Raw genomic sequence first — 21,359 nt, 5'->3', positions numbered from 1 at the left:
CTGCGCGACATTCGCACACTAGCAGCAGCCCGGATAAGGATCATCCATTTACAAAGCCTGACGTTTTTAACGGTTTCAGATACGCAAAACGATAGACGTGCAAAAACTCCCTACCTAAGATAGACCCAGCGGTCTGAACCTATGACCGGCAAACACAGAACAGGAGTAGAACGATGGGTATTATCTCCATGATTGTTGTGGGCTTTATCGTAGGTTTGCTGGCGCGGGCGATCATGCCTGGCGACCAGAAGATGGGATGGATAATGACGACCATCCTGGGGATTGTCGGCGCATTTGTAGCCGGCTATCTGGGTCAAGCCATGGGCTGGTACGTCCCCGGCGAAGGCGCTGGCTGGATCGGTTCCATCGTGGGTGCCATCATCGTCCTGTTTATCTACGGCCTGGTCAGTAAGAAGGCGTAAAGCGCCACACGTACCCCCCAACACTGCAGCAGCCTTGACGGCCAGGTGGTTGAGACCTGAACCTCACCCTCGCACGGAAACGGGCTACACAAGTCCGGGAAGCTGCTGCAGCTTGCTGCTTGCCTTTAGCAGCCGCATTCACCGCCGCTTGTTACTGCGGCGGCCCCGACGCACAGAAGCAGAAAACGACCAGCCATCGCGACTGAGCGCCAGGACACCCGACGTTCCCGGAGCCTGTCATGCCTTACATCATCACCTTGAATCGCGTTTACGATGCCATCCATGCGTCTTCCGGCAAGGCTGCCCGTGTCCTGACAGACCGCCTCTGGCCACGCGGCCTGCGCAAAGAAGCGTTGGGCGATATCCAGTGGCTGCACGAAGCCAGCCCCACACCGGAGTTGCGCAAGGGTCTTCATAAGGGCGACATTTCCCCTGAGCAATTTCAGCGCCGCTATCAACAACAGTTGGAGCAGGACCCCGACGCCTTGCTGCCCTTGATGACGCTGGCCCGCAAAGGCGAACTGCAATTGCTAAGCGCCGCCCATGACCCACACACCTCGTATTTGACGGTGCTAAAACAGGCCGTGCTCACCGCATTGGCCAACGAGGACCGCATCCATGACGCAAGGGAACCCAGCTCGCCGGTCTGTTATGCCCACTTGCCACGCGAGGAAAAGGAATAAACCCGACTGCGTTATCGCTGTGTCTGCCCAACCGAGCTGGCCCCTGGCGCATTGCGCGCTCCCAGCAAGTGCTTGACCAGGCTCTGCACACAGGCTTCACGCCGCGAATCCGGCGCGTAGTCATTGCGCAAGGCGGACCAGGTCGGATGAATCCGAGCCTGCGCCAACTCCTCAGGCAGGCTTTGCGCACGCCAGACATTCAATTCCCGCTGCAAGGCCTGATCGAAATCCTCAGCATCAATTTCGCCCAGCCGAATAGGCGTTTGCGCCGCGTGACCGCGCCGCTCCAGAGCCGCAATCAAACTGAGCTGGCGCACCGCTAACAGGCGCAGCACCGCGTCATCCACACTTAACTCGGTCTCGCCTCGCAGCCTGCCCATCAAGCGCTGGCCCCACTTGTCCGCGCCTTGCCACAAACCGCCGGCCAGTGCGCCCAGAACCGTTCCCGTTCCCAGACTCAAGCCACCAGTCATCACATCCAGTGTCGCACCGGCCATGGCGCCAGCCGCCACGCCCTTACCCAACTGCACCCCAAACTCTTTCAAGGCCTGGGGATCAAACAAATCCATACCCCAACGGCCTCCCTCAAAATGCAGCAGATCTGCCACCACATCCTGACGGCCAAAGCTGTAGCGTCTGAGCAAAGCCTGAACACTCTTGGCCTCGCGTGCCAGGACCGGCTCCCGTAACTGCTGCACCGCCAAGGTCATGGATTCCTTGTCCGAGGGCGTACTCACTCGCCAGGCGGCCACATCAATCAGCAACTCTGCCAACAGCCGCAGGGCATCCCGACGCCGCAAGGCCGCCTGCTGGGCCAAATCCATTTTCAGATGTTGCAACACCCCGGCCTGCGTCTCCAGCAATACCGCCAGCTTGTCGTACAGCAACGCTTCGCCATCCAGCGCTGGCGCTACCGTATCGAACTCTGCCAAGGCATGCAGGCCCAAGCGGGCCAAAGCACTACGCCATTCCTGCACCCGAGCCTGCGGGCTGCGCACGAAGTTCAGAACAGGCAGCAAAGGCCGCCCGCTATAGGCGAGCAGCGTCAGCTCATCTTTATGCTTGCTCAGCACAGGATCGCGTGCATCCACCACGTATAAACCGGCATCACAGGACTGCAACTTACGCAGCACGCGAGCCTCTTGTTCAAAGCGTCCCTGCGCCGCGGGGGACTCCAGAAAGCGCCGAATCCGTTCCGGCCCATCAATACGCTCCCCAGGCTGGCTCAGCTGATCCATAAAGTCCAGCAAAGCCATGCTGTCTTCCAGGCCGGGGGTATCAAACAGCTCTACCAGAGCCTCGTCGTCCACCGTCAGCCGGGCTCCTTCTACATGCCGTGTGGTGCCGGGACTGTTGCTGACCTGACCAAAAGCGGCGTCCCGGGTCAGGGTGCGCAACAAGGAGGTCTTGCCGGTATTGGTATGGCCCACCACCGCCAGCGTCAAAGCCGCAGCATTCATGAAGGCTCCTTCAAAGGCCGGTCAGGCCATTGATCGTGTATCTGTCCCGGCGCAAAACCGGCCGCCACCAAGCGTTCATGCCAGCTGCGACGGCGTGCCTGCTCAGGATCGGCCAAGGCCTCATCCAGCAAAATGACATCGGACTGCTGGGCCAACTGCGCCCATTCCACCAAGGTGGCGACCACACCCCGATCCGGGGTCTGGGCAGCGTCACACACCATCAACAAATGACGAGGGCTCGCTGACTGCAGGCGGCCCAAAATAGCCAGACGCTCGGCCCGTGAATCCACGCGACCCAGATCCTGCATGTCCTCCTGGATAAAGGCAGGCGGCCAACGGTGTTCGGGCGGCAACTCCAGCCCCACCACACACAGAGCATGAGCCGCTAAAAGAGCGCCGGGCTCATTGTGAATCCGGGCGACTTTGTCGGGCGAGGCCAGTTCGTCTACGCCCGTAGGCTCACTGACAGGCATCAGGCGCGGGCGCAATTCCGCCAGACCCGGCAAACTGTCGTCCAAGCTCAGTCGCGCCGTGTGTGTACGCCATTGCCACAGGCTCCAGGCCAGGGCCAACACACGAGGCAGCAGGCCATACGTGACTACCACACCCAGCAACCAGCTGGACCAAAGGGCCTGAGCCTGGGCATCCAGCATGTGCAAGCCATCGCTGCTACGTATGGTGAGGGTATCGGGCAAGGTAAAGCCCAACAAGGACGGCAGGACGCCCAGGCCTTCAACCAGCCAGACAAAGGTATCTGGCGTCAAAAGCGTGGTTTCCCAGTTGAAGTGATAGCGACGCGAAGCCAGCAATAACAGCAGGGTGCTCAGGGCCGACAGGAAGGCCAACACCCACAAACCATGGCTGATCAATCCCGCCAGCCAGAACTGAGTGCCACGGCGCGCCAACACGGCGGCAAAAGCCTGCGGCACCAGACTGGCCTCGCCTTTGACGAAGCGGCGACTCAGCCACCACCACAGATCGCCAGCCCAACTGCCAGCGCCGGTCGTTTTCCCCGACAAGGCCAGACTGAGCAACCAGAAAATAAAAGTCAGAACATGCAGTCCCAACAAGGCTCCTACGGCCGTGACCACATTAACGGCACGACGGCCATCGCCCAAGGCACCGGCTGCGGTCGCAGCACCGGCCAACACCGCCAGCACGGCCATCGCGACCATCAGAAGACGCGCCACGCGCCACCAGCGACTCCAGGCCTGCTCCAACCCGTCACGTTGAGCCAGAGCCAGGGCTCGCGCCGTTACGCGCCGAGCAAATGAGCCACCCGCCGCCCGTGCACGTCGCGACTCCGAGAGGTCTTCAAGAGGCCCCCACAGGGTCTCACGCAAACGTATGGCTTCAACCAAGGTTTGTTGCTGCCAGGAGCCGACAGGGGCAGACGGTTTCATGGCCCTGGGCCCCCTTTACAGCAGCACAGGTTCATCAGGCAAGGCATTGACGCGCGCATCATTCGGATCATGCGCCGGCGCGCCTTGCTGCAACACCGCCTCAATCGCCTCCACCGCCGTCAGCAAGCCAGACAGATATTCGCGGGCCGCCAGATCCTTTTCCAACTCTCGGCAGATCCGCGCCCACTGGGCCGGGTCGGCCTGGATGCCACGATCCGCAATGATGTGGATATGCCGCTGCCCCAGAGCCAGATACAACAGGACACCGGAATTGAGCGGCGTATCCCATACACGCAAACGACCGAACACCTCCAGGGCACGTTGGGCACTGTCCGCTTCGTGCGCCGGCAGGACGGCCTCGATCGCCACCACCAGCTCGCCACTATGGTTCTGTTCACCCTTGCGAATCTGTTCAGCCAGATGGCCCAGCATTTCCGCGTTGAAATGACGTCGGCGCAGCCATTGGCCGTGCACCGATGCCCAGCCCGACAACTCTTTCCAGTTCACACTCATGTTGCTCCCCTGTGGCCTTACCAGCTACCGGAGGCGCCACCGCCTCCACTGCCGCCACCACCACCGCCGCTGCCACCGCCAAAGCCGCCAAAACCCCCACCGCTGCTGCCGCCATTGCCGCCAAAACCGCCCGAGGAATAACCGCCCAGGCCTCCAATGACGCCGCCACGACGCGAAGCACGCCCGGAGCTGGACTTGCCGCCTGCCCCAAAGAGTCGGCCAATCATGCTCAAACCCGCACCAACGACGGCGGCCAGCAAAGCCAGACCAATACTGCCCGATACCACCAGCGTGAACACCCCCGCGGCAAAGGCCGCAAACAAGGGCGAAGCAAAAAACACGATCGCGCCGACGGCCAGCAAAGGCTCCCAGAACACCCCATCTTCCCCGGACGAAGTGACAGGGGCATTTTTAGGGGGCGGGGGCAGTTCCTCGCCGTTGACCAGCCCCACCAAACTATCCGTCGCAGCCTGAATGCCGGCGTAGAAATTGCCTTCGATAAAGCGAGGGGTCATTTGTTCTCGGATGATGCGGCCAGCCTGCAGGTCTGTCACCGCGCCTTCCAGACCATAGCCAGTCTGGATACGCATGCGACGATCATCTTTGGCCACCAGCAGCAAGATGCCATCGTCCACTTTCTTGCGACCGATCTCCCACTGATCAAAAACACGCAGGGCGTATTGCTCGATCGTTTCTTCACCCGTGGTGGGCACCATCAGGATCACCACCTGTGCGCCTTTTTCCTGCTCCACAGCCTTGAGCTGCTGGTTCAGGGCCTCTTTCTGCTCCGCGCTCAGGGTGCCGGTGGTGTCCGTCACCCAACCGGCAATGGCGGGAATCGGCTCGGGTTTGGCCTGCGCCTGGCCCCACGGCCAGCACAACATCAGCAAAACCGTCAGCAGACAGACCCAAACCAGCCTGCCTGTCCGTACAGACCCAAGCCCGGTCGTCGGTGCAAGATCGGACACCTTCATGGCACCCCCTCCAGAGTCACTCAATACCCGGCAGGAGCCGGTGTCGCAGGAATATCAAATTTGACTTCGGGGTCACGCGTGATTTCGCTCTGACGATCCACCCCGTAGTTTTCCTTGACCTTGTAGCCAAACAGCTTGGCGGTAATCAGGGTAGGGAACTGGCGAATGTACAGGTTGTATTCCTGCACTGCCTGCACGTAACGACCGCGCTCGGTGGCGATACGGTTTTCCGTGCCTTCCAGCTGCGTCATCAAATCACGAAACAGCCCGTCGCTTTTGAGCTGCGGATAGTTTTCCGAGACCGCGATCAGGCGCGACAAGGCTGAGGACAACTGGTTCTGTGCTTCCTGAAAGCGCGCCATGACCTCGGGATTATCAATATCCTCGACTTTCATCTGTATGGTGCCCACCTTGGCGCGCGCCTCGGTAACCTGCGTGAGTACCGTGCGCTCATTGACCATATAGGCATTGACCGAGCTGACCAGCTTGGGCACCAGCTCGGCTCGGCGCTCGTATTGATTCAAGGTTTGCGACCACGCGGCCTTGACCTGCTCGTCCAGCCGCTGGATCTCGTTATACCCACAACCCGACAGCAAGACCGCCATGCTGCTGATAAAGACCCATCGAATCCATGATGTCATGATTTTTTTCCTGCAAAAATAAGCAGATAAACAACAAAAACAGGTTACACCCCATTTGCCAGGACACGTGCCCAAACCCGTCAGGCAGTGCGTGCACGCCAAGCGTAAACCGCGTACTGCAGCATAACAAGTGCGTCTATGGCGGTGCTTAACAATTTCTGTCAAATCCGCCGTGCCCGCCACGCTGACCTTTTAGCCTTGAAACAGGTTGTTTTAACGCGACCGCGCAAAATGATACAAGATGGTCAATGAGGATTTTTACTGATTTCACGCTATAATGTCAGATTGCGCAGCGCACCAATCACTGCGCCTCTTGCAGCAGGCGGCGTTCTTGCCCCTGCCGTGGCATTGTCGCCATAAACAAAATACCTTAGCCTGGATTGGTAGGGCCCCGAAGAGGGCTTTTGGGCTAGTCACTGGAAAATTCTTGGACTCTCAAATCACTTTTGCCGCCCTTGGGCTGGCAGAACCTCTGTTGCGTGCTGTAACTGACGCAGGCTATACCCACCCCACTCCTATTCAGGCCCAGGCCATCCCCAAGGTCATTGAAGGGGGCGACTTGCTAGCCGCTGCGCAAACCGGTACTGGCAAAACGGCCGGCTTTACCCTGCCTATCCTGCACCGCCTGCTGAACAACCCTCAGCAAAACCGCAAGCCCGGCCGCCCACGCGCGCTGATTCTTGCCCCAACCCGTGAACTGGCCGCCCAGGTCGAGGAATCGGTCCGTCTGTACAGCCAGCACACCCGTCTGCGCTCGATGGTCATGTTTGGTGGCGTGAACATCAACCCCCAGTTCCATGCCCTGCGCAAACCGCTGGACATTCTGGTGGCCACCCCTGGCCGTTTGCTGGACCACGTGCGTCAGCGCACGGTCGATCTGACCGGCGTGGAAATCCTGGTGCTGGACGAAGCCGACCGCATGCTGGACATGGGCTTTATCCGCGATATCCGCAAGATCATCAGCCTGATGCCGGTAGAGCGCCAGACCCTGCTGTTTTCGGCCACCTTCTCGGACGAAATCCGCGAACTGGCCCGCGGTTCGCTCAACAACCCTGACGAAGTGGCCGTTGCTGCCCGCAACACCACCAACGAACTGATTACCCAGCAAGTGATTCTGGCGGAACAGGCGCACAAGCGCGATCTGCTCAGCCACATCATCCGCGAAAGCAGCTGGAATCAGGTTCTGGTGTTCTGCCGCACCAAGCACGGCGCTAACCGTCTGGCTGAAAAACTGTCGAAAGACGGCATGGCCGCCGAAGCCCTGCACGGTAACAAGAGCCAGGCGGCTCGTACCCGTGCTCTGGCCGGTTTCAAAAATGGCAAGGTCGTGGTGCTGGTTGCCACTGACATTGCCGCGCGTGGTCTGGACATTGACCAACTGCCTTACGTGGTCAACTTCGAGTTGCCCAACGTGCCGGAAGATTACGTTCACCGTATTGGCCGTACGGGCCGTGCCGGCAGCGAAGGCGTGGCCTTGTCCTTGGTGGATCGCAGCGAAATGCGCCTGCTCAAGCAGATCGAGCGCATGACCCGCAATCCGATCGACCGCATCGTGGTGGAAGGCTGGACGCCTCCTTCGCGCGCTGCTCTGGCCGAAGAAGCCAAGGAAGACACGTACGCAGAGCGTCGCTTCAACAGCGCTCCTGGCGCTCGTGCTCCTGCTGCCCGTCGTCCCAACGGTGCTGGCCAAGCCCGCTCCGCTGAAGGCCGCGGCGGCAATGGTGAAAGCCGTCCGCGTCGTCCTGGCAACGACAACCGCCCACGTCGCAGCGCCGCCCCCGGTGCAGCCGGTGGTGGTGCGGCCCGTGCCGGTCAGGGTCGCCCTGGTGGCCGTCAGGACAGCCGCGGTCCCAACCGCAGCAACCGCAGCGCCGCACAAGCCAAAGCCTAAACTCCGCCAAGGGACTGTGCCTGCCAAAGGCGGGCGCAGTGCCCGCCTTTGAACCGAGCACATCATGGCACTGAGCACCTGGCTCGCCTTTTTCGCGGCTTCCTGGGTCATTTCGTTTTCACCTGGCCCAGGTGCGATCTCCTCCATGTCATCCGGCCTGAAATACGGCTTCAAGCGTGGCTACTGGATGGCGATCGGCCTGAATATCGGCATCATGATTCAGGTGTTCATCATCAGCCTGGGATTGGGACAAGTTCTGGCGCGCTCGGAACTGGCGTTCACCACGCTCAAGTGGCTGGGCGCAGCCTACCTGATTTATCTGGGCTGGAAGCAACTGCGCACCGACGCCATGCCGGTACAAGTCACCGGTCAGGCGCCCAGCGACTTTCGCATCCGCGATTTGCTGCTTCGGGGTTGTCTGATCAACATCACCAACCCCAAGGGTCTGGTATTTCTGCTGGCCATCATGCCCCAGTTTCTGGACGTGAATCGGCCGATGCCATTGCAATACCTGCTCATTGCCCTGACCCTGTGCTTTACGGATCTGGTGGCCATGGGTTGCTACACCTCCTTGGCGGCACGCATGTTGCATGTGCTTCGTCAGGCCAGCCACGTCCGGCTGTTGAACCGCGTGTTCGGTTCGCTATTTATTCTGGCAGGAACGGTATTGGCCAGCGTGTCACGTTAGCCTCGTGCGCGCCTGCGCTTGCCCCCAGGCCCTGCTTTACGGATAATTCGCTCACTGTTTTCCACGCGCCAGACTGGCGCTGCCACAAGGATTTTCAATGTCGTCCGGTGACATACGCTCTGAAGTCAAGAAACGCCGCACTTTTGCCATTATTTCTCACCCTGACGCGGGTAAGACCACACTGACTGAAAAACTGCTGCTGTTCGCGGGCGCGATTCAGATTGCCGGTAGCGTCAAGGCTCGTAAAGCCAGCCGCCACGCTTCCTCGGACTGGATGGAAATTGAAAAGCAACGGGGTATCTCGGTGGCCTCCTCGGTCATGCAGATGGAATACCGCGACTGCGTCATCAACTTGCTGGACACCCCCGGTCACCAGGACTTCTCCGAGGACACCTACCGGGTGCTGACCGCCGTGGACGCTGCCTTGATGGTCATTGACGCCGCCAACGGTGTGGAACCGCAAACCATTCGCCTCTTGCAAGTGTGCCGGGCCCGCAATACGCCCATCATCACCTTTGTGAACAAGCTGGACCGCGAAGTTCAAGAGCCACTGGATGTCCTGTCGGAAATTGAATCGCACCTGGGTATGGAAGTGGTGCCGTTTTCCTGGCCGATCGGGATGGCGCGTCGCTTTGGCGGCGTGTTCAATCTGCGCGCCAACCATATGCGTGTGTTCAAGCCCGGTCAGGAGCGTCATGGCGAGGATGAGATCATCCCTGGCCTGGACAACCCCGTGATTGCCGAGCGCTTTGGCGAGCCATTTGAAAAAGCGCAGGAAGAGATCGAACTGCTGAATGCAGCAGCGCCCGAGTTCAACCTGGACTTGTTCCTGGCAGGCAAGCAAACCCCGGTATTCTTTGGTTCGGCCATCAACAACTTTGGCGTGCAAGAAGTATTGGACGCGCTGGTGGATCTGGCTCCTGCGCCGGGCCCACGCGCCGCCCTGCAACGCGAAGTGCAGCCCGACGAGCCCAAATTCAGTGGTGTGGTCTTCAAGGTGCAAGCCAATATGGACCCCGCTCACCGCGACCGCGTCGCCTTTGTTCGTGTCAGCTCCGGGCATTTCAAGCGTGGCATGAAACTGAAAGTATCACGTACCGGCAAAGAGATTCGCCCCAATAACGTGGTGTCCTTTCTGTCCCAGCGTCGCGAGCTATTGGACGATGCGTTTGCAGGCGACATCATCGGTGTGCCCAACCACGGCATTCTGCAACTGGGCGACGTGCTGACCGAAGGCGAAAATCTGCAGTTTACCGGCCTGCCGTTCTTTGCCCCTGAACTCTTTCAATCCATTGAGGTCAAAGATCCTTTACGCACCAAACAATTGCGTACCGGCTTGACCCAGCTGGGCGAAGAAGGCGCCATTCAAGTGTTTCGCCCCCATATGGCAGGCGGCATGATGCTCTTGGGCGCCGTGGGCCAATTGCAGTTTGAAGTGGTGGCCCATCGTCTGAAAACAGAATATGGCGTGGAAGCCCGCCTGTCGTCCAGCCGCTTCAACATGGCTCGCTGGGTCACGGCCAAAGACCCTAAAGACATGAAGAAGTTCATCGAGACTAACGCTGGCAATATTGCCTATGACGTGGTCGAGGCCACTGCCTTTTTAGCAAGCTCGCCAGCGCAATTGCGTGTGGCGCAGGAGCTCAATCCAGGCATTGAATTCCACGCATTACGTGAACATGGTGGACACGTTTTCGGGGATGCCGTCTAATTCTGTCACAAGAGCAGAGCCGACAGTTCGCTACAATGACGGCTCTATTCTTTTAATAACGCGCATCCGGCTGACCGGATCGCCCCTGATTCAAAACCGAGACATCGCTTATGCCCTGGCGTTTTATCATTGCTGTCTTGCTGCTGGCCGCAGGTGCTTCAGTGTGGGGCGGCCTGGAACTGGGGAACTGGCTCATCGCGCACGGCCCTGAAAAATCCATGGTCGTCAGTGCACCTGATCCATCCGATCTGCCTACGCTTGATGCCGATGGAAAGCCCTTTACCGCCCAGCCGCCACAACCTTTGGTCAATGGCCGCTTAGGGGTACCCGAGGAGCCCACGCCTATTGCCTGGGAAATCGATACCTCGACGCTTACCGAAGAAAAACCGCCCATTGCGCTGGCGACCACATCCATTTCCCTGGAGCAGGCCATTCAGATTGCCATGTCCGAGCAGAATCGGGAGCTGCAGGGAATCGCCCGGGTGAACCTGGGTGATGCCGAGGCGATTCAGCCGGTGGAGGTTGGCACCCCCCCGCCACCCCCACCACAAGATATTCAGATTGCCAGCAATAACGGCGGGGCCTGGCAGGCACAATTGCAGCAAGAGTTGAATGCCTGTAGCAAAAAAGGCTTTTTCGATCGCCCCAGCTGCTCCTGGGAAGCCCGGAACAAGTACTGTGGTCCCAACAATGCCTGGGGCAAGGTGCCCGGCTGTCCGAGCAAGTCCTTTTAAGGACACGCTGATCGCTGACGGCTGCTGGCTATTACGACCAGCGCGCCCCGACGCTCCAGGTTCAAGACCGACTCCGGCTCCTGAAACGGCAATAAAAAAGCACCCGTCAAAACGGGTGCTTTTTTTGTGGCCTGCGCGTTCAGCACAGACTTACTCGTCGTGATCGCCCATCTGCGATTGCAGGTAGTTTTGCAGACCCACTTTCTCGATCAGTTCCAACTGCGTGCCCAGCCAGTCAATGTGTTCCTCGGTGTCGTCCAGAATCTTCAAAAATAGATCACGAGAGACATAGTCACGCGCGGACTCACAGTACTCAATGGCTTCTACCACCGTCTGACGCGCTGTCTGTTCCAGCTTCAAGTCACAGCCAAGCACTTCAGGCACGTTCTCGCCGATCATGATCTTGTGCATATCCTGCAGGTTAGGCAGGCCATCGAGCATAAAGATACGTTCGATCAGCATATCGGCATGTTTCATCTCGCCGATGGATTCGTCATACTCGTGTTTGCCCAGCTTGTTAAAGCCCCAATGGTTCAACATGCGAGCGTGCAAGAAGTATTGATTAATCGCTGTCAGCTCGTTCTTTAACTGCTTGTTCAAATGCTGAATTACCACTTTATCGCCAAACATGCTGTTCTCCTGTAAATCTGACGGCGCTCCCCCCAAGGACGCGCCGAGCCCCCACACAAGACCTCACTGCCGCTATCACAAGCAGGTGCGACGTAGTCAAAATCGGGGTGGGGGATGAAGGTGACAGGCTACCATGCACTCGAGGGCAACGGCTTAAAAAAGGGTCAGGCACCCAGAAAGCGTTGCACTTTTGGGTTAGTAACAGGACTAACAACAATCATTCCCACTACGAAGAGCGGGAAGCGACAATCCTGATTGAAATCACGCGCTTAAGCGCGACAGACAAGGCGGCCGAACTCGGGAACAGGGATCAGGCTGTCGTTGGCAGCCGAATCCACCCGGGCGGTTTCGAGGCTGGCAATCATGGCTTGATTGGCATAGCGCCCACCCGGTAAATAGTCCTGAGCCGTCTCCGCGCAGCAGCCACAGCACGACGCCACGCCCAGCTGACCTTGAAGGTCTGCCAGACTGGAAGCGCCGCCTCGTACTGCTTCTTGTACTTGACGCTCGGTGATTGCGTTACATATGCAGATAAACATGAGAACCATTATTATCAAGAACCGCAAAAAGATCAAGAGTCATTCTCATTAAGAACACCTGAACGTTCTGTGCCTCCTGGGAACGGCCTGCTACCGGGCAGTGCCCACCGGACTCAAGGCGGGAAAAAACGCATCAATTTTGCAACAGGTGGTCCATCAGCAGGCGGGCAGCAGGGGACAGGCTATAGCGGCTGCGTACGCACAAGGCGACCCGGCGGCGCGTCCACGGCTCCCGAATGACGCACATGGCCAGACCCAGACTCTGTACGTAGGATTCGGCCACGGAACGAGGCAGTACGCCAATGCCCAGGCCGGCCTCAATCATGCGGCACTGAGCGTCATAACTGGTGACCTGGACGCGGCAACGCCAGGTACGTTCCAGCTCGCTGGCCGCGCGCAAGAGCAAAAGATTGGGATGACTACCGGTGTGCATGCCGACATAGTCAAAATCCAGTGTGTCGGCAAAGGCCAGCTCGGGCCGGTCGGCCAAGGGATGGCGGGCAGGCACCAGCAGAACCAGCTCATCCTGCCGATAATCGTAATACTCCACCTCGGCGCTGCCCACGCCTCGAATCAAAACCCCCAGATCGGCGTTATTGTCCGCCACCGCCTGCGCCACCCCGGCACTGATCCGCTCCTCCAGGGATACCCGCACTTTGGGATGGCGTGCCATGAAAGAGCTCAGGGCTTGCGGCAAGAACTGCGTAATCGACGACAGATTCGCTGCAATCCGCACATGCCCGGTCGCCCCCCCGGCAAAATCTCGCATTAACGCGCCCATGGCGTCCATATCGTCCAGCAACCGCTGGGACATGGCGGCCAGCGATTTACCCGCCGCGGTGGGATAGACACCCTTGTTGCTGCGCTCGATCAGGGCGGCGCCCAACTGCTGTTCCAGATCGCTCAGACGTTTGCTGACGGCAGCAGGGGCAATGTGAGACTGCTCGGCAGCCCCCGAAATGGTGCCCCGTTCGAGCACCAGTAAAAACAGCCGCAAAGATTTGGGATCAATGTTCATAAGCCAGTATTCCATCCTAGGAGAGGCAGGCCGACAAGCGCTCTACCATCATCAATCGCGATAGCACCATCGCAATTTGACGCTGTACTCACACCAATAGCGATGACAGACTAGGTCAATAATACGGAATCTGATTATCCAAGTCAGAGAAATAAAGTGAGGGGACAGACACGATGCGCGACAGCGACAATCTGAAAGGGGGCTTTGATGGCACCCTGCCCATGGGGCACCAGCCGGTTTTGCTCGTTATCGATTTTCAACGTGGCTTTACCGAGCCCGGCTTGACGCCGCTGGCCTCGGACTGTGACAGCCAGATCGAACAGACCAACCGCTTGATTGGCGCCATGCGCGGCAAAGGCCGCGTGATATTCACCATCATCGGCTATGAAACCCACCTGGCCGACGCCAATCTGTGGCTCAGCAAGGCCTCGTCCTTGCGCTGCCTGCTGCGTGATTCGCCAGCCTGTGAGCTGGACCCCCGACTGGACTACGACCCCCAGCAAGACATCATCCTGCACAAAACACAGGCCTCCGCCTTTTACGGCACGCCGTTGTCCGCCCTGCTGGCCCATCAAGGCTGCGACATGCTGATAGTGGCAGGTGCGACGACCAGCGGTTGCGTGCGCGCCAGTGTGGTGGACAGCCTGCAGTCAGGATTTGCCCCGTTCGTGGCTGAAGATGCGGTAGCGGACCGCTCGGCAGCCCAACACCGCAGCAATCTGATCGACATGGCCAGCAAATACGCCGAAGTGCTGCCCTCTGCAGGCTTGATCGCTCATCTGCACACGCTTTAAACACGAAACAAAAAAGAAACCACAGGAGACATGCATGAAAAAAGCCCTGACAGCGGCTCTGGCCGCCTGCACCCTGGCGCTGGGTAGTTCGCCAGCCCACGCCCAGGAAGTGGAACTGACCTTTTCAACCTATTTGCCGCCGGCCTACGAGTACGCCTGGAAACCCATCGAGAATTTCGTCCAGACCGTCGAGAAAGAAAGCCAGGGCCGAATCAAGATCAATGTGTTCCATTCCGGCCAGCTGTTTGACGGTTACGAGGAACTGCCCGCTTTGTCCCGCGGCGACGTGGACATGGTCAACATGACCAGCACCTACCCCAGCGGCACGGTGCCCGCGCTCAACATTTTTACCCTGCCGTTCCTCTTTGACAGCACCGCCCACCTCAAGCGGGCTCTGGACCAGGGCCTGTTCAAGCTGGGTGCCGAGCAGGAGCTGCGCGACACACATGATGCCGTGGTGCTGGGCCTGGCGCCCTGGGACCCGTACGAGTTTTACAGCCGCAAGGCACCGATCAATTCGGCTGCCGACGTCAAAGGCAAAGTATGGGCCTCGACCAGCTCCATGGACGCTCGCGCACTGCAATTGCTGGGGGGCTCGCCCACCGGCATGCCCTCGTCTGAACTCTATCTGGCTTTTGACCGTGGCGTGATCGACGCCACCCCGCGCCCCTTGCTGACGGGCATTGGACGCAATCTGTACGAAGTGGCCAAGCACCTGTCCATCGCCAACTTTGGCATCGACGTTTCGGTGCTCGCCATCAATCGCAAGAAATGGGAGTCCTTGCCCGCTGATCTGCAGGAGATCCTCATCAAGGCTGCCCAGCAGCGAGACCAGGAGCAGTTTGAGCGCGTCAATGCCTTTGTAGACCAGGCTCTGCAACGCTACGAACAAGCCGGGGTGACTATCAATCGTGTCGAGCCGGCCCAACTGGCCCAGATGCGTGAACAGACCCGCCCCGCCATTGAAGAATGGAGCAAGCAGGTTGAGAACGGCCCAGCCTATCTGGAACTGATCGAAAAAACCCGCCAGCCCTGATCACACGTGACGGCGCGCCGTGCCCAGCACCGGCGCGCTTTGCGCGTGGGGAGACACCATGAATCCACTTATTCATTTTCTGGGCGCCTTTGCGCGCGGCAGTAATCGGCTTGCCATTCTGCTTGCCGAAGTGGCCCTCGCCGCCCTGATGCTTGCCTGCACCTACGGCGTGATAGCTCGCTATGTCTTTAACAGTCCCAGCATCTACATCACCGAAGTGTGCGTGTACCTGCTACTGGTCTGCTCCTGGTTATCCGTAGGTTGGGTCCATCTGGAGAACCGCCACGTCAGTGTCGAGGCCTTCCACATGCGCTTTTCACCGCGCGGCCAGCGTCTGGCGACCTGCATCTCGCAACTGTGCATTCTGTTTTTCTGCCTGGTGCTCTTGTGGGCCGGGATGTCGGTGGTAGAAACCGCCCTTGCCCGCAACTATCGCTCGGCCTCCATGCTGCGTTTCCCACTGTGGATCGCGTACGGCATGATCCCGCTAGGTGGCACCTTGCTGGGTCTGGCAACCCTGCGCCGACTGTTCATCCCGGACAGTGTGGAATCCAACGACAGCATCAAGGAGTTCTGACATGGATTCCATGCTCATTTTCAGCCTGATGATGGCCTGCTTTACCATCCTGATGGTTATCGGTACCCCCATTTTTGCCGCACTGGGTGTGGCCAGCATTTCCGGCATTCTGATGAAGTCCGGTCTAGCCGGCCTGGATGTGATTCCTGCCACCTTGCACCGCGGCATGGCCAGCTATTCCCTGATCGCCATCCCGCTGTTCATTTTGATGGGCGAGGTCATCGCGCGCACCAGCATTGGCGGCAAGCTCTATCAACTGTTTTACCTGTGGCTGAACCGTTTACCTGGTGGTTTGGCTGTAGCCAGTGTGGGCAGCTCGGCCGTTTTCGGTGCCATGAGCGGCGTCAGCGTAGCGGGGGCCGCCACGATTGGTCGCTTTGCCATTCCTGAAATGCTCAAGCGCGGTTACTCGCCTAGCCTGTCGGGCGGAACAATTGCCGCCGCTGGTGCCTTGGCCCTGCTGATTCCACCCAGCATCGGTTTTGTGCTCTATGGCGAAATGGCGGACCAGTCCATCGGCAAACTATTCATTGGCGCCTTGCTGCCTGCATTGATGGTAACCATCATGATGGTGATCTATGTAGCGCTGGTTGCGGTGTTCAAACCCGAAGCAGCTCCCCGCAATGCCGAAGTCGTCACCTGGACTCAGAAGCTGACTGCCCTGAAAGACATCTGGGCCGCCGCGCTGCTGATCCTGCTGGTGCTGGGCACGATTTACATGGGTATTGCCACGCCAACAGAAGCAGCAGGCATTGGTGCTGCGGGCGCCTTTATCATCGCCATCGCCTACAAGGAAATGAACTGGCGCGTCGCCTTGCAAATTCTGCGCTCCACTGCGGTGACCAGTGGCATGATCCTGCTCATTCTGGCTGCGGCGCTGCTATTTGGCTATATCATGACGCGCCTGATGATTCCGCAAAAGCTGGTGTCCTTAATTACGGCTTCGTCTCAGCCGGCCTGGCTTATTTTGCTGTTCGTGCTGCTGTTCTTAATTGCGGTCGGCATGTTCCTGGATATTGTCTCCCTGATTCTGATTGCCACGCCTGTTTTATTGCCGGTTATTGTGGCTCTGGGTTATGACCCTTTGTGGTTTGGGATTGTCATGATTATCGCCTGCGAAATGGCGGTCATTACCCCTCCTGTCGGATTGAATTTGTATGTCATCAAGGGCATTGCACCACAGATCTCGCTACAGCAAATTACACGAGGAGCCTTGCCTTTTGTAGCATTGGAAATTCTGGCCATTATTATTCTGACCATCTTTCCCGATATTATTCTTTGGCTTCCCAGAACACTTTAAAAAAAGACCCGCTTCATGCGGGTTTTTATTTATCTTCCATCCACGTTTTTTACGATGGCAGCATAATATTTCATTGCTTTTCCACTTTCTTTTTCTATTCCAGAATCAATCATTGGAGGAAACAGAAATGGATAAAAACAGCTTTACCGCCCCCCCGCTCAAAGGCATCAAAGTCCTGGAGCTGGGCTCACTGATTGCCGGCCCCTATGCCGGTAGCCTGCTGGCCCAATTCGGGGCCGATGTCATCAAGATTGAACCGCCCGGCAAGGGCGACCCGCTACGCCGCTGGCGGCAACTGCACAAGGACACCTCCCTGTGGTGGCGCGTGCAAAGCCGCAACAAGCGTTCCATTGCACTGGACCTGCGCCAGCCCGAAGGCCAGGACATTGCCCGTGAACTGGCCCTGCAAAGCGATATCGTTATTGAGAATTTTCGCCCCGGCGTGCTGGAACGCTGGGGTCTGGGCTGGGAAACACTGCATGCACTGAACCCGCGCCTGATCATGGTGCGCGTCTCCGGCTACGGGCAGGACGGTCCCTATCACCGACGCCCCGGCTTTGCAGCCATCGCAGAATGTATGGGCGGCCTGCGTTATGGCACCGGCTACCCGGATCGTCCTCCCGTACGGGCCGGTGTCAGCCTGGGCGATACGCTGGCTTCGCTGTACGGCACCATTGGGGCGCTGCTGGCCATGCACCATCTGCATCAGTCAGGCGGGCAGGGCCAAATGATTGATGTGGCCTTGTACGAATCGGTCTTTGCCATCATGGAAAGCCTGATTCCGGACTATCAACTGAACGGTCATCAACGCGAACGCACCGGAGCGAGCCTGCCCGGCATTGCCCCCTCCAACACCTATCCTACCGGTGACGGCAAGTGGGTGGTGATTGCGGCCAATAGCGATGCCATCTTCATTCGCCTGATGCAGGCCATGGGCCGCCCCGATCTGGCCAGCGACTCACGCCTGTCGGACAACGCCGGACGCGTGGAACACAGCGCCATGCTGGACCAGACCATCGGCGACTGGACCGGCGCTCGCAGCCTGACCGACGTGCTGACGGCATTGGAGCAGGCCGAAGTTCCCAGCGGCAGCATCTACACTGCTGCCGACATTCTGAATGACCCACACTACCAGGCCCGCGGCATGCTGGAAAAACACACATTGGAGGACGGCCAGGAACTGACCATACCCGGCATCGTGCCCAAGCTCAGCCGCAGCCCCGGCGCCACCCAGTGGTTGGGGCCGGAGTTGGGCGAACACACGGACAGCATCCTGCAAGAACTGGGCATGAGCCCGGAGCGCTGCCGAACACTGCGTGAACAAGGAATCGTGGAATGAGTACCGTATTGATCAGCGACGTCACCTTGCGTGACGGCCTGCAAATCGTGCCGCGCTGGGTGCCTACCCCGGACAAGCTGCGTATCGCGCACGCCCTGCCTGAATGCGGCGTGCGCAAGATCGAGCTGACATCCTTTACCTCGCCCAAAGCCATTCCCTCCCTGGCGGATGCCGACGAGCTGGCCAGCCTGACCGCACGCGACCCTCACGTCTGTTACACCGCCCTGGTTCCCAATCTGCGCGGTGCGCAACGGGCTTTAGCGGCCAGTATGGATGAGCTGAACTTTGTATTTTCGGCCTCTGAAGCGCATAACCAGGCCAATCTGCGCATGACGATTGCGCAATCACTGGCCCAGTTGGAGCAGGTCCTGGAAGCAGCGGGCAACACGCCCGTCAACGTGTCCCTGTCCACCGCTTTTGGCTGCCCCTTTAGCGGCTCCGTCGCCTCCGCACACGTGATTGCCTTGATGCAAGAAGTACAGCGTATGGGAGCCAGCTCCGTCAGCCTGTGCGATACCACCGGCATGGGTTCGCCCGTGGATGTAGAGCGCCTGACCCAAGCCGCTTTGAGCCTGTATGGCGAGCAGGGCGTCACCGGCCATTTTCATGACACCCGCGGTCTGGCGCTGGCCAATGCCTGGGCGGCGTACCGCGAAGGAGGGCGTCGTTTCGATGCAGCACTGGCCGGTTTGGGCGGCTGCCCTTATGCTCCGGGTGCCAGCGGCAATGCCAGCCTGGAAGATCTGGCGCATATGTTCCAGATCAGCGGCGTGGAAACCGGTTTGAATCTGGAAAAGCTGCAAGCAATGGCTGAAGAAATCGCCGCCCTGACCCACGAGCCGATTCAGAGTCGTCTGCACAAAGCCGGCCCGGCTTATGCCTTGAAGGTGTCCCCGTCATGAACCCCGCCCGCACCCTGTTTCAAAAGCTCTGGGATACACATCGCGTGGCAGCGTTAGACGATGAGCATAATCTGATCTACATAGACCGCCAGTTGTTGTACGAAGTCACCAGTCCGCAAGCCTTCGAGAGTTTGCGTCTGGCCGGGCGTCACGTGCGTCGCCCGGAAACCGCACTGAGCACGGTCGACCACAACGTGCCCACTCGTCGCCGCAATCAGCGTCTGGCAGACCCCCTGGCCCAGGCGCAAATTGACCAGATGGAGATCAACAGCCGGGAGTTTGGGCTGCGCTACTTCGGGCTGGATGACGAGCGCCAAGGCATCATCCACGTGATCGGACCCGAACAGGGCATGAGCTTGCCCGGTTCCAGCATCGTGGCCGGCGATTCCCATACCAGCACGCATGGCGCATTTGCGGCCTTGGCCTTTGGCATTGGCACTTCCGAGGTGGAGCATGTTCTGGCCACGCAATGTCTGGCCGCAAAACGCATGCGCAGCCTGCAAGTAGATGTGCAAGGCGAACTGCCAGCCACCAGCACCGCCAAGGATCTGATCCTGCACATCATTGCCCGCCTGGGCGCGGATGGCGGGCGGGACTGTGCCATTGAATTTACCGGCCCTGCCATCCGCGCCTTGTCGATGGAAGGGCGCATGACCTTGTGCAATATGGCGATCGAAGCGGGTGCCCGTATTGGCCTGGTCGCTGTGGACGACAAGACTCTGGACTATGTGCGCGGTCGTCCCTTGGCACCGAAAGACGAAGCCTGGAACAAGGCGGAATCGTACTGGCGCACATTGGTCAGCGATGAGGGCTGCCAATACGATCAGCACTTGCAGATCGACGCCACGCAGGTCGCCCCCACTGTTACGTGGGGAACCTCCCCCGATATGGCGTTGGCCATCGACCAGCGTGTGCCTGACCCCTTGACCGCCGCCACGGGCAAACAAGCTGATGCGCAACGCGCATTGAACTATATGGCTTTGCAGGCCGGCCAGCCGCTGGCGGGTATCGCCATAGACCGGGTGTTTATTGGTTCCTGTACCAATGCGCGCATTGAGGATCTGCGCAGTGCGGCCGCCATGGTCAAGGGCAAGCGCGTGGCCAGCACCGTGCTGCAAGCCTTGGTGGTCCCCGGCTCGGGTCTGGTGCGTCGTCAGGCCGAGCAAGAGGGCTTGGACCAGATTTTCATGCAAGCCGGTTTTGAATGGCGCGAGCCAGGCTGCTCCATGTGCCTGGGCATGAACGAGGATCGCTTAAAGCCGGGCGAGCGCTGCGCCTCCACCTCCAACCGCAATTTCGAAGGGCGGCAGGGCGCCTTGGGGCGCACCCACCTGATGAGTCCGGCCATGGCCGCCGCAGCCGCAATTGCGGGCCACCTGGTTGATATCCGACATTGGGAGACCCCATGAGCCTCAACACCGCATTTACGTCCGTACGCTCGCGCCTGATTGCACTGGACCGCGCCAATGTGGATACCGATGCCATTTTGCCCAAGCAATATATGACCTCGTTGTCACGCACCGGCTTTGGCCCTTATGCCTTTGACAACTGGCGATACGCTGACATCGGCTATCCGGGCAAACCACGGGCCGAACGCGAGCCGAACAGCCGTTTTTGCCTGAATCAGCCCAGTGCGCAAGGAGCGCGTATTTTGCTGACACGGGAGAACTTTGGCTGCGGCTCCAGCCGCGAGCACGCGGTATGGGCGCTGAAGGATTTGGGCATTGTCGTACTGATTGCGCCTTCTTTTGCCGACATTTTCCGCAATAACTGCTTTAAAAATGGCTTATTACCCATAACGCTCAGTACCGCTCAGGTAGACGCCCTGTTTGCCACCGTCGCCCGTCATCCCTGGGATGAATGGACAGTGGATCTACAGGCTTGCACGCTGAGCGGCCCCCAACCACCCATCCTTTTCCACGTGGAGCCCGAACGCCGACGCCGTCTGCTACTGGCCCTGGATGACATCAGCATCACCGAGCAAAAGCAGGCAATGATCCAGGCCTACGAGGAAAAGCGCAAACGGCAGGAGCCCTGGCTGTTCAGCTAGGAAACGCCCCGGCATGCGTCTGGCAGGAGGCAGCCCAGCACGTGTCAGCGCCGG

At 59.1% G+C, this 21,359-nt stretch carries 22 protein-coding genes; 14 read left to right on the top strand and 8 right to left on the bottom strand.

All coding sequences use genetic code 11. The features are described 5' to 3' along the window. Positions 1-173: 173 nt before the first annotated feature. Positions 174-422, top strand: a complete 249-nt coding sequence (locus tag RSQ48_RS00860; RefSeq protein ID WP_415302048.1) for a GlsB/YeaQ/YmgE family stress response membrane protein — start codon at positions 174-176, stop codon at positions 420-422. Between the two features lie 239 nt (positions 423-661). Beyond that, entirely contained in the window at positions 662-1,105 is a 444-nt protein-coding gene (locus RSQ48_RS00855) for a DUF488 domain-containing protein (protein WP_415302047.1), read from the top strand. A gap of 11 nt (positions 1,106-1,116) precedes the next feature. On the opposite strand, the gene RSQ48_RS00850 is transcribed toward RSQ48_RS00855, so the two are convergent. The 5 genes from RSQ48_RS00850 to RSQ48_RS00830 are packed head-to-tail and all read right to left on the bottom strand — an operon-like array spanning position 1,117 to position 6,096. Then, positions 1,117-2,565: a DUF3482 domain-containing protein gene (locus RSQ48_RS00850; RefSeq protein ID WP_301606370.1), complete on the bottom strand. Its 1,449-nt coding sequence runs from the start codon at positions 2,563-2,565 to the stop codon at positions 1,117-1,119. Continuing rightward, on the bottom strand, positions 2,562-3,968 hold the full coding sequence (locus RSQ48_RS00845) for a DUF2868 domain-containing protein (protein WP_059318375.1): 1,407 nt from the start codon (positions 3,966-3,968) through the stop codon (positions 2,562-2,564). The genes RSQ48_RS00850 and RSQ48_RS00845 overlap by 4 nt, the downstream gene beginning before the upstream one ends. A 15-nt stretch (positions 3,969-3,983) precedes the next feature. Continuing rightward, the gene (locus RSQ48_RS00840) at positions 3,984-4,481 is read right to left on the bottom strand and encodes a TPM domain-containing protein (RefSeq protein ID WP_003804945.1); all 498 of its coding nucleotides are present in this window, start codon (positions 4,479-4,481) and stop codon (positions 3,984-3,986) included. A 17-nt stretch (positions 4,482-4,498) separates the two neighbouring features. Further along, positions 4,499-5,455 carry a TPM domain-containing protein gene (locus RSQ48_RS00835; RefSeq protein WP_003804947.1) on the bottom strand — a complete coding sequence of 319 codons (957 nt, stop codon included), beginning with the start codon at positions 5,453-5,455 and terminating at the stop codon, positions 4,499-4,501. Positions 5,456-5,475: 20 nt separating this feature from the next. Further along, complete coding sequence (locus RSQ48_RS00830) at positions 5,476-6,096, bottom strand: LemA family protein (RefSeq protein ID WP_003804948.1); 621 nt, start codon at positions 6,094-6,096, stop codon at positions 5,476-5,478. 427 nt (positions 6,097-6,523) lie between these two features. On the opposite strand from RSQ48_RS00830, the gene RSQ48_RS00825 reads away from it, so the two are divergent. From RSQ48_RS00825 to RSQ48_RS00810, 4 genes are all read left to right on the top strand, one after another. Beyond that, a complete protein-coding gene (locus RSQ48_RS00825) occupies positions 6,524-7,987 on the top strand; it encodes a DEAD/DEAH box helicase (RefSeq protein ID WP_003804950.1) in 1,464 nt (487 codons plus the stop codon). Positions 7,988-8,051: 64 nt separating this feature from the next. Next, positions 8,052-8,675 carry a LysE family transporter gene (locus RSQ48_RS00820; protein WP_059318376.1) on the top strand — a complete coding sequence of 208 codons (624 nt, stop codon included), beginning with the start codon at positions 8,052-8,054 and terminating at the stop codon, positions 8,673-8,675. 97 nt (positions 8,676-8,772) lie between these two features. Then, a complete protein-coding gene (locus tag RSQ48_RS00815; protein WP_003804953.1) occupies positions 8,773-10,386 on the top strand; it encodes a peptide chain release factor 3 in 1,614 nt (537 codons plus the stop codon). Between the two features lie 110 nt (positions 10,387-10,496). Continuing rightward, a complete protein-coding gene (locus RSQ48_RS00810; RefSeq protein WP_003804955.1) occupies positions 10,497-11,120 on the top strand; it encodes a hypothetical protein in 624 nt (207 codons plus the stop codon). Between the two features lie 150 nt (positions 11,121-11,270). Here RSQ48_RS00810 and bfr read toward each other — a convergent pair whose 3' ends face one another. From bfr to RSQ48_RS00795, 3 genes are all read right to left on the bottom strand, one after another. Further along, the gene (gene bfr, locus RSQ48_RS00805) at positions 11,271-11,750 is read right to left on the bottom strand and encodes a bacterioferritin (RefSeq protein ID WP_003804958.1); all 480 of its coding nucleotides are present in this window, start codon (positions 11,748-11,750) and stop codon (positions 11,271-11,273) included. Positions 11,751-12,019: 269 nt separating this feature from the next. After that, positions 12,020-12,289: a (2Fe-2S)-binding protein gene (locus RSQ48_RS00800; protein WP_039944052.1), complete on the bottom strand. Its 270-nt coding sequence runs from the start codon at positions 12,287-12,289 to the stop codon at positions 12,020-12,022. A gap of 133 nt (positions 12,290-12,422) precedes the next feature. Continuing rightward, positions 12,423-13,307, bottom strand: coding sequence for a LysR family transcriptional regulator (locus RSQ48_RS00795; RefSeq protein WP_003804961.1), 885 nt, complete (start codon positions 13,305-13,307; stop codon positions 12,423-12,425). 173 nt (positions 13,308-13,480) lie between these two features. On the opposite strand from RSQ48_RS00795, the gene RSQ48_RS00790 reads away from it, so the two are divergent. From RSQ48_RS00790 to leuD, 8 genes are all read left to right on the top strand, one after another. Next, on the top strand, positions 13,481-14,101 hold the full coding sequence (locus RSQ48_RS00790; protein ID WP_003804962.1) for an isochorismatase family protein: 621 nt from the start codon (positions 13,481-13,483) through the stop codon (positions 14,099-14,101). Positions 14,102-14,135: 34 nt separating this feature from the next. Continuing rightward, entirely contained in the window at positions 14,136-15,137 is a 1,002-nt protein-coding gene (locus RSQ48_RS00785; protein ID WP_003804963.1) for a TRAP transporter substrate-binding protein, read from the top strand. Positions 15,138-15,195: 58 nt separating this feature from the next. Next, complete coding sequence (locus RSQ48_RS00780) at positions 15,196-15,714, top strand: TRAP transporter small permease (RefSeq protein ID WP_003804964.1); 519 nt, start codon at positions 15,196-15,198, stop codon at positions 15,712-15,714. Position 15,715: 1 nt separating this feature from the next. Continuing rightward, positions 15,716-17,014 carry a TRAP transporter large permease gene (locus RSQ48_RS00775; RefSeq protein WP_131071157.1) on the top strand — a complete coding sequence of 433 codons (1,299 nt, stop codon included), beginning with the start codon at positions 15,716-15,718 and terminating at the stop codon, positions 17,012-17,014. Between the two features lie 127 nt (positions 17,015-17,141). Continuing rightward, a complete protein-coding gene (locus tag RSQ48_RS00770) occupies positions 17,142-18,353 on the top strand; it encodes a CaiB/BaiF CoA transferase family protein (RefSeq protein ID WP_131071156.1) in 1,212 nt (403 codons plus the stop codon). Beyond that, positions 18,350-19,255, top strand: coding sequence for a hydroxymethylglutaryl-CoA lyase (locus RSQ48_RS00765; RefSeq protein ID WP_131071155.1), 906 nt, complete (start codon positions 18,350-18,352; stop codon positions 19,253-19,255). The genes RSQ48_RS00770 and RSQ48_RS00765 overlap by 4 nt, the downstream gene beginning before the upstream one ends. Further along, a complete protein-coding gene (leuC, locus tag RSQ48_RS00760; RefSeq protein WP_415302046.1) occupies positions 19,252-20,664 on the top strand; it encodes a 3-isopropylmalate dehydratase large subunit in 1,413 nt (470 codons plus the stop codon). Before RSQ48_RS00765 ends, leuC begins: the two co-directional genes overlap by 4 nt. Continuing rightward, positions 20,661-21,305, top strand: coding sequence for a 3-isopropylmalate dehydratase small subunit (gene leuD / locus RSQ48_RS00755; RefSeq protein ID WP_003800516.1), 645 nt, complete (start codon positions 20,661-20,663; stop codon positions 21,303-21,305). Before leuC ends, leuD begins: the two co-directional genes overlap by 4 nt. Positions 21,306-21,359 lie beyond the last annotated feature (54 nt).

The sequence above is a fragment of the Alcaligenes sp. SJTW-7 genome, assembly GCF_047716895.1.
GTDB lineage: Bacteria > Pseudomonadota > Gammaproteobacteria > Burkholderiales > Burkholderiaceae_B > Alcaligenes > Alcaligenes ammonioxydans.
Note: the sequence above shows the minus strand (reverse complement) of the source record. Positions and strands in the feature narration are given on the sequence as shown.

Excerpts from the sequence above, each read along its gene's own strand:
- RSQ48_RS00860 (WP_415302048.1), top strand. The coding sequence starts at position 174 with ATGGGTATTATCTCCATGATTGTTGTGGGCTTTATCGTAGGTTTGCTG.
- RSQ48_RS00855 (WP_415302047.1), top strand. The coding sequence starts at position 662 with ATGCCTTACATCATCACCTTGAATCGCGTTTACGATGCCATCCATGCG.
- RSQ48_RS00850 (WP_301606370.1), bottom strand. The coding sequence starts at position 2,565 with ATGAATGCTGCGGCTTTGACGCTGGCGGTGGTGGGCCATACCAATACC.
- RSQ48_RS00845 (WP_059318375.1), bottom strand. The coding sequence starts at position 3,968 with ATGAAACCGTCTGCCCCTGTCGGCTCCTGGCAGCAACAAACCTTGGTT.
- RSQ48_RS00840 (WP_003804945.1), bottom strand. The coding sequence starts at position 4,481 with ATGAGTGTGAACTGGAAAGAGTTGTCGGGCTGGGCATCGGTGCACGGC.
- RSQ48_RS00835 (WP_003804947.1), bottom strand. The coding sequence starts at position 5,455 with ATGAAGGTGTCCGATCTTGCACCGACGACCGGGCTTGGGTCTGTACGG.
- RSQ48_RS00830 (WP_003804948.1), bottom strand. The coding sequence starts at position 6,096 with ATGACATCATGGATTCGATGGGTCTTTATCAGCAGCATGGCGGTCTTG.
- RSQ48_RS00820 (WP_059318376.1), top strand. The coding sequence starts at position 8,052 with ATGGCACTGAGCACCTGGCTCGCCTTTTTCGCGGCTTCCTGGGTCATT.
- RSQ48_RS00815 (WP_003804953.1), top strand. The coding sequence starts at position 8,773 with ATGTCGTCCGGTGACATACGCTCTGAAGTCAAGAAACGCCGCACTTTT.
- RSQ48_RS00810 (WP_003804955.1), top strand. The coding sequence starts at position 10,497 with ATGCCCTGGCGTTTTATCATTGCTGTCTTGCTGCTGGCCGCAGGTGCT.
- bfr (WP_003804958.1), bottom strand. The coding sequence starts at position 11,750 with ATGTTTGGCGATAAAGTGGTAATTCAGCATTTGAACAAGCAGTTAAAG.
- RSQ48_RS00800 (WP_039944052.1), bottom strand. The coding sequence starts at position 12,289 with ATGTTTATCTGCATATGTAACGCAATCACCGAGCGTCAAGTACAAGAA.
- RSQ48_RS00795 (WP_003804961.1), bottom strand. The coding sequence starts at position 13,307 with ATGAACATTGATCCCAAATCTTTGCGGCTGTTTTTACTGGTGCTCGAA.
- RSQ48_RS00790 (WP_003804962.1), top strand. The coding sequence starts at position 13,481 with ATGCGCGACAGCGACAATCTGAAAGGGGGCTTTGATGGCACCCTGCCC.
- RSQ48_RS00785 (WP_003804963.1), top strand. The coding sequence starts at position 14,136 with ATGAAAAAAGCCCTGACAGCGGCTCTGGCCGCCTGCACCCTGGCGCTG.
- RSQ48_RS00780 (WP_003804964.1), top strand. The coding sequence starts at position 15,196 with ATGAATCCACTTATTCATTTTCTGGGCGCCTTTGCGCGCGGCAGTAAT.
- RSQ48_RS00775 (WP_131071157.1), top strand. The coding sequence starts at position 15,716 with ATGGATTCCATGCTCATTTTCAGCCTGATGATGGCCTGCTTTACCATC.
- RSQ48_RS00770 (WP_131071156.1), top strand. The coding sequence starts at position 17,142 with ATGGATAAAAACAGCTTTACCGCCCCCCCGCTCAAAGGCATCAAAGTC.
- RSQ48_RS00765 (WP_131071155.1), top strand. The coding sequence starts at position 18,350 with ATGAGTACCGTATTGATCAGCGACGTCACCTTGCGTGACGGCCTGCAA.
- leuC (WP_415302046.1), top strand. The coding sequence starts at position 19,252 with ATGAACCCCGCCCGCACCCTGTTTCAAAAGCTCTGGGATACACATCGC.
- leuD (WP_003800516.1), top strand. The coding sequence starts at position 20,661 with ATGAGCCTCAACACCGCATTTACGTCCGTACGCTCGCGCCTGATTGCA.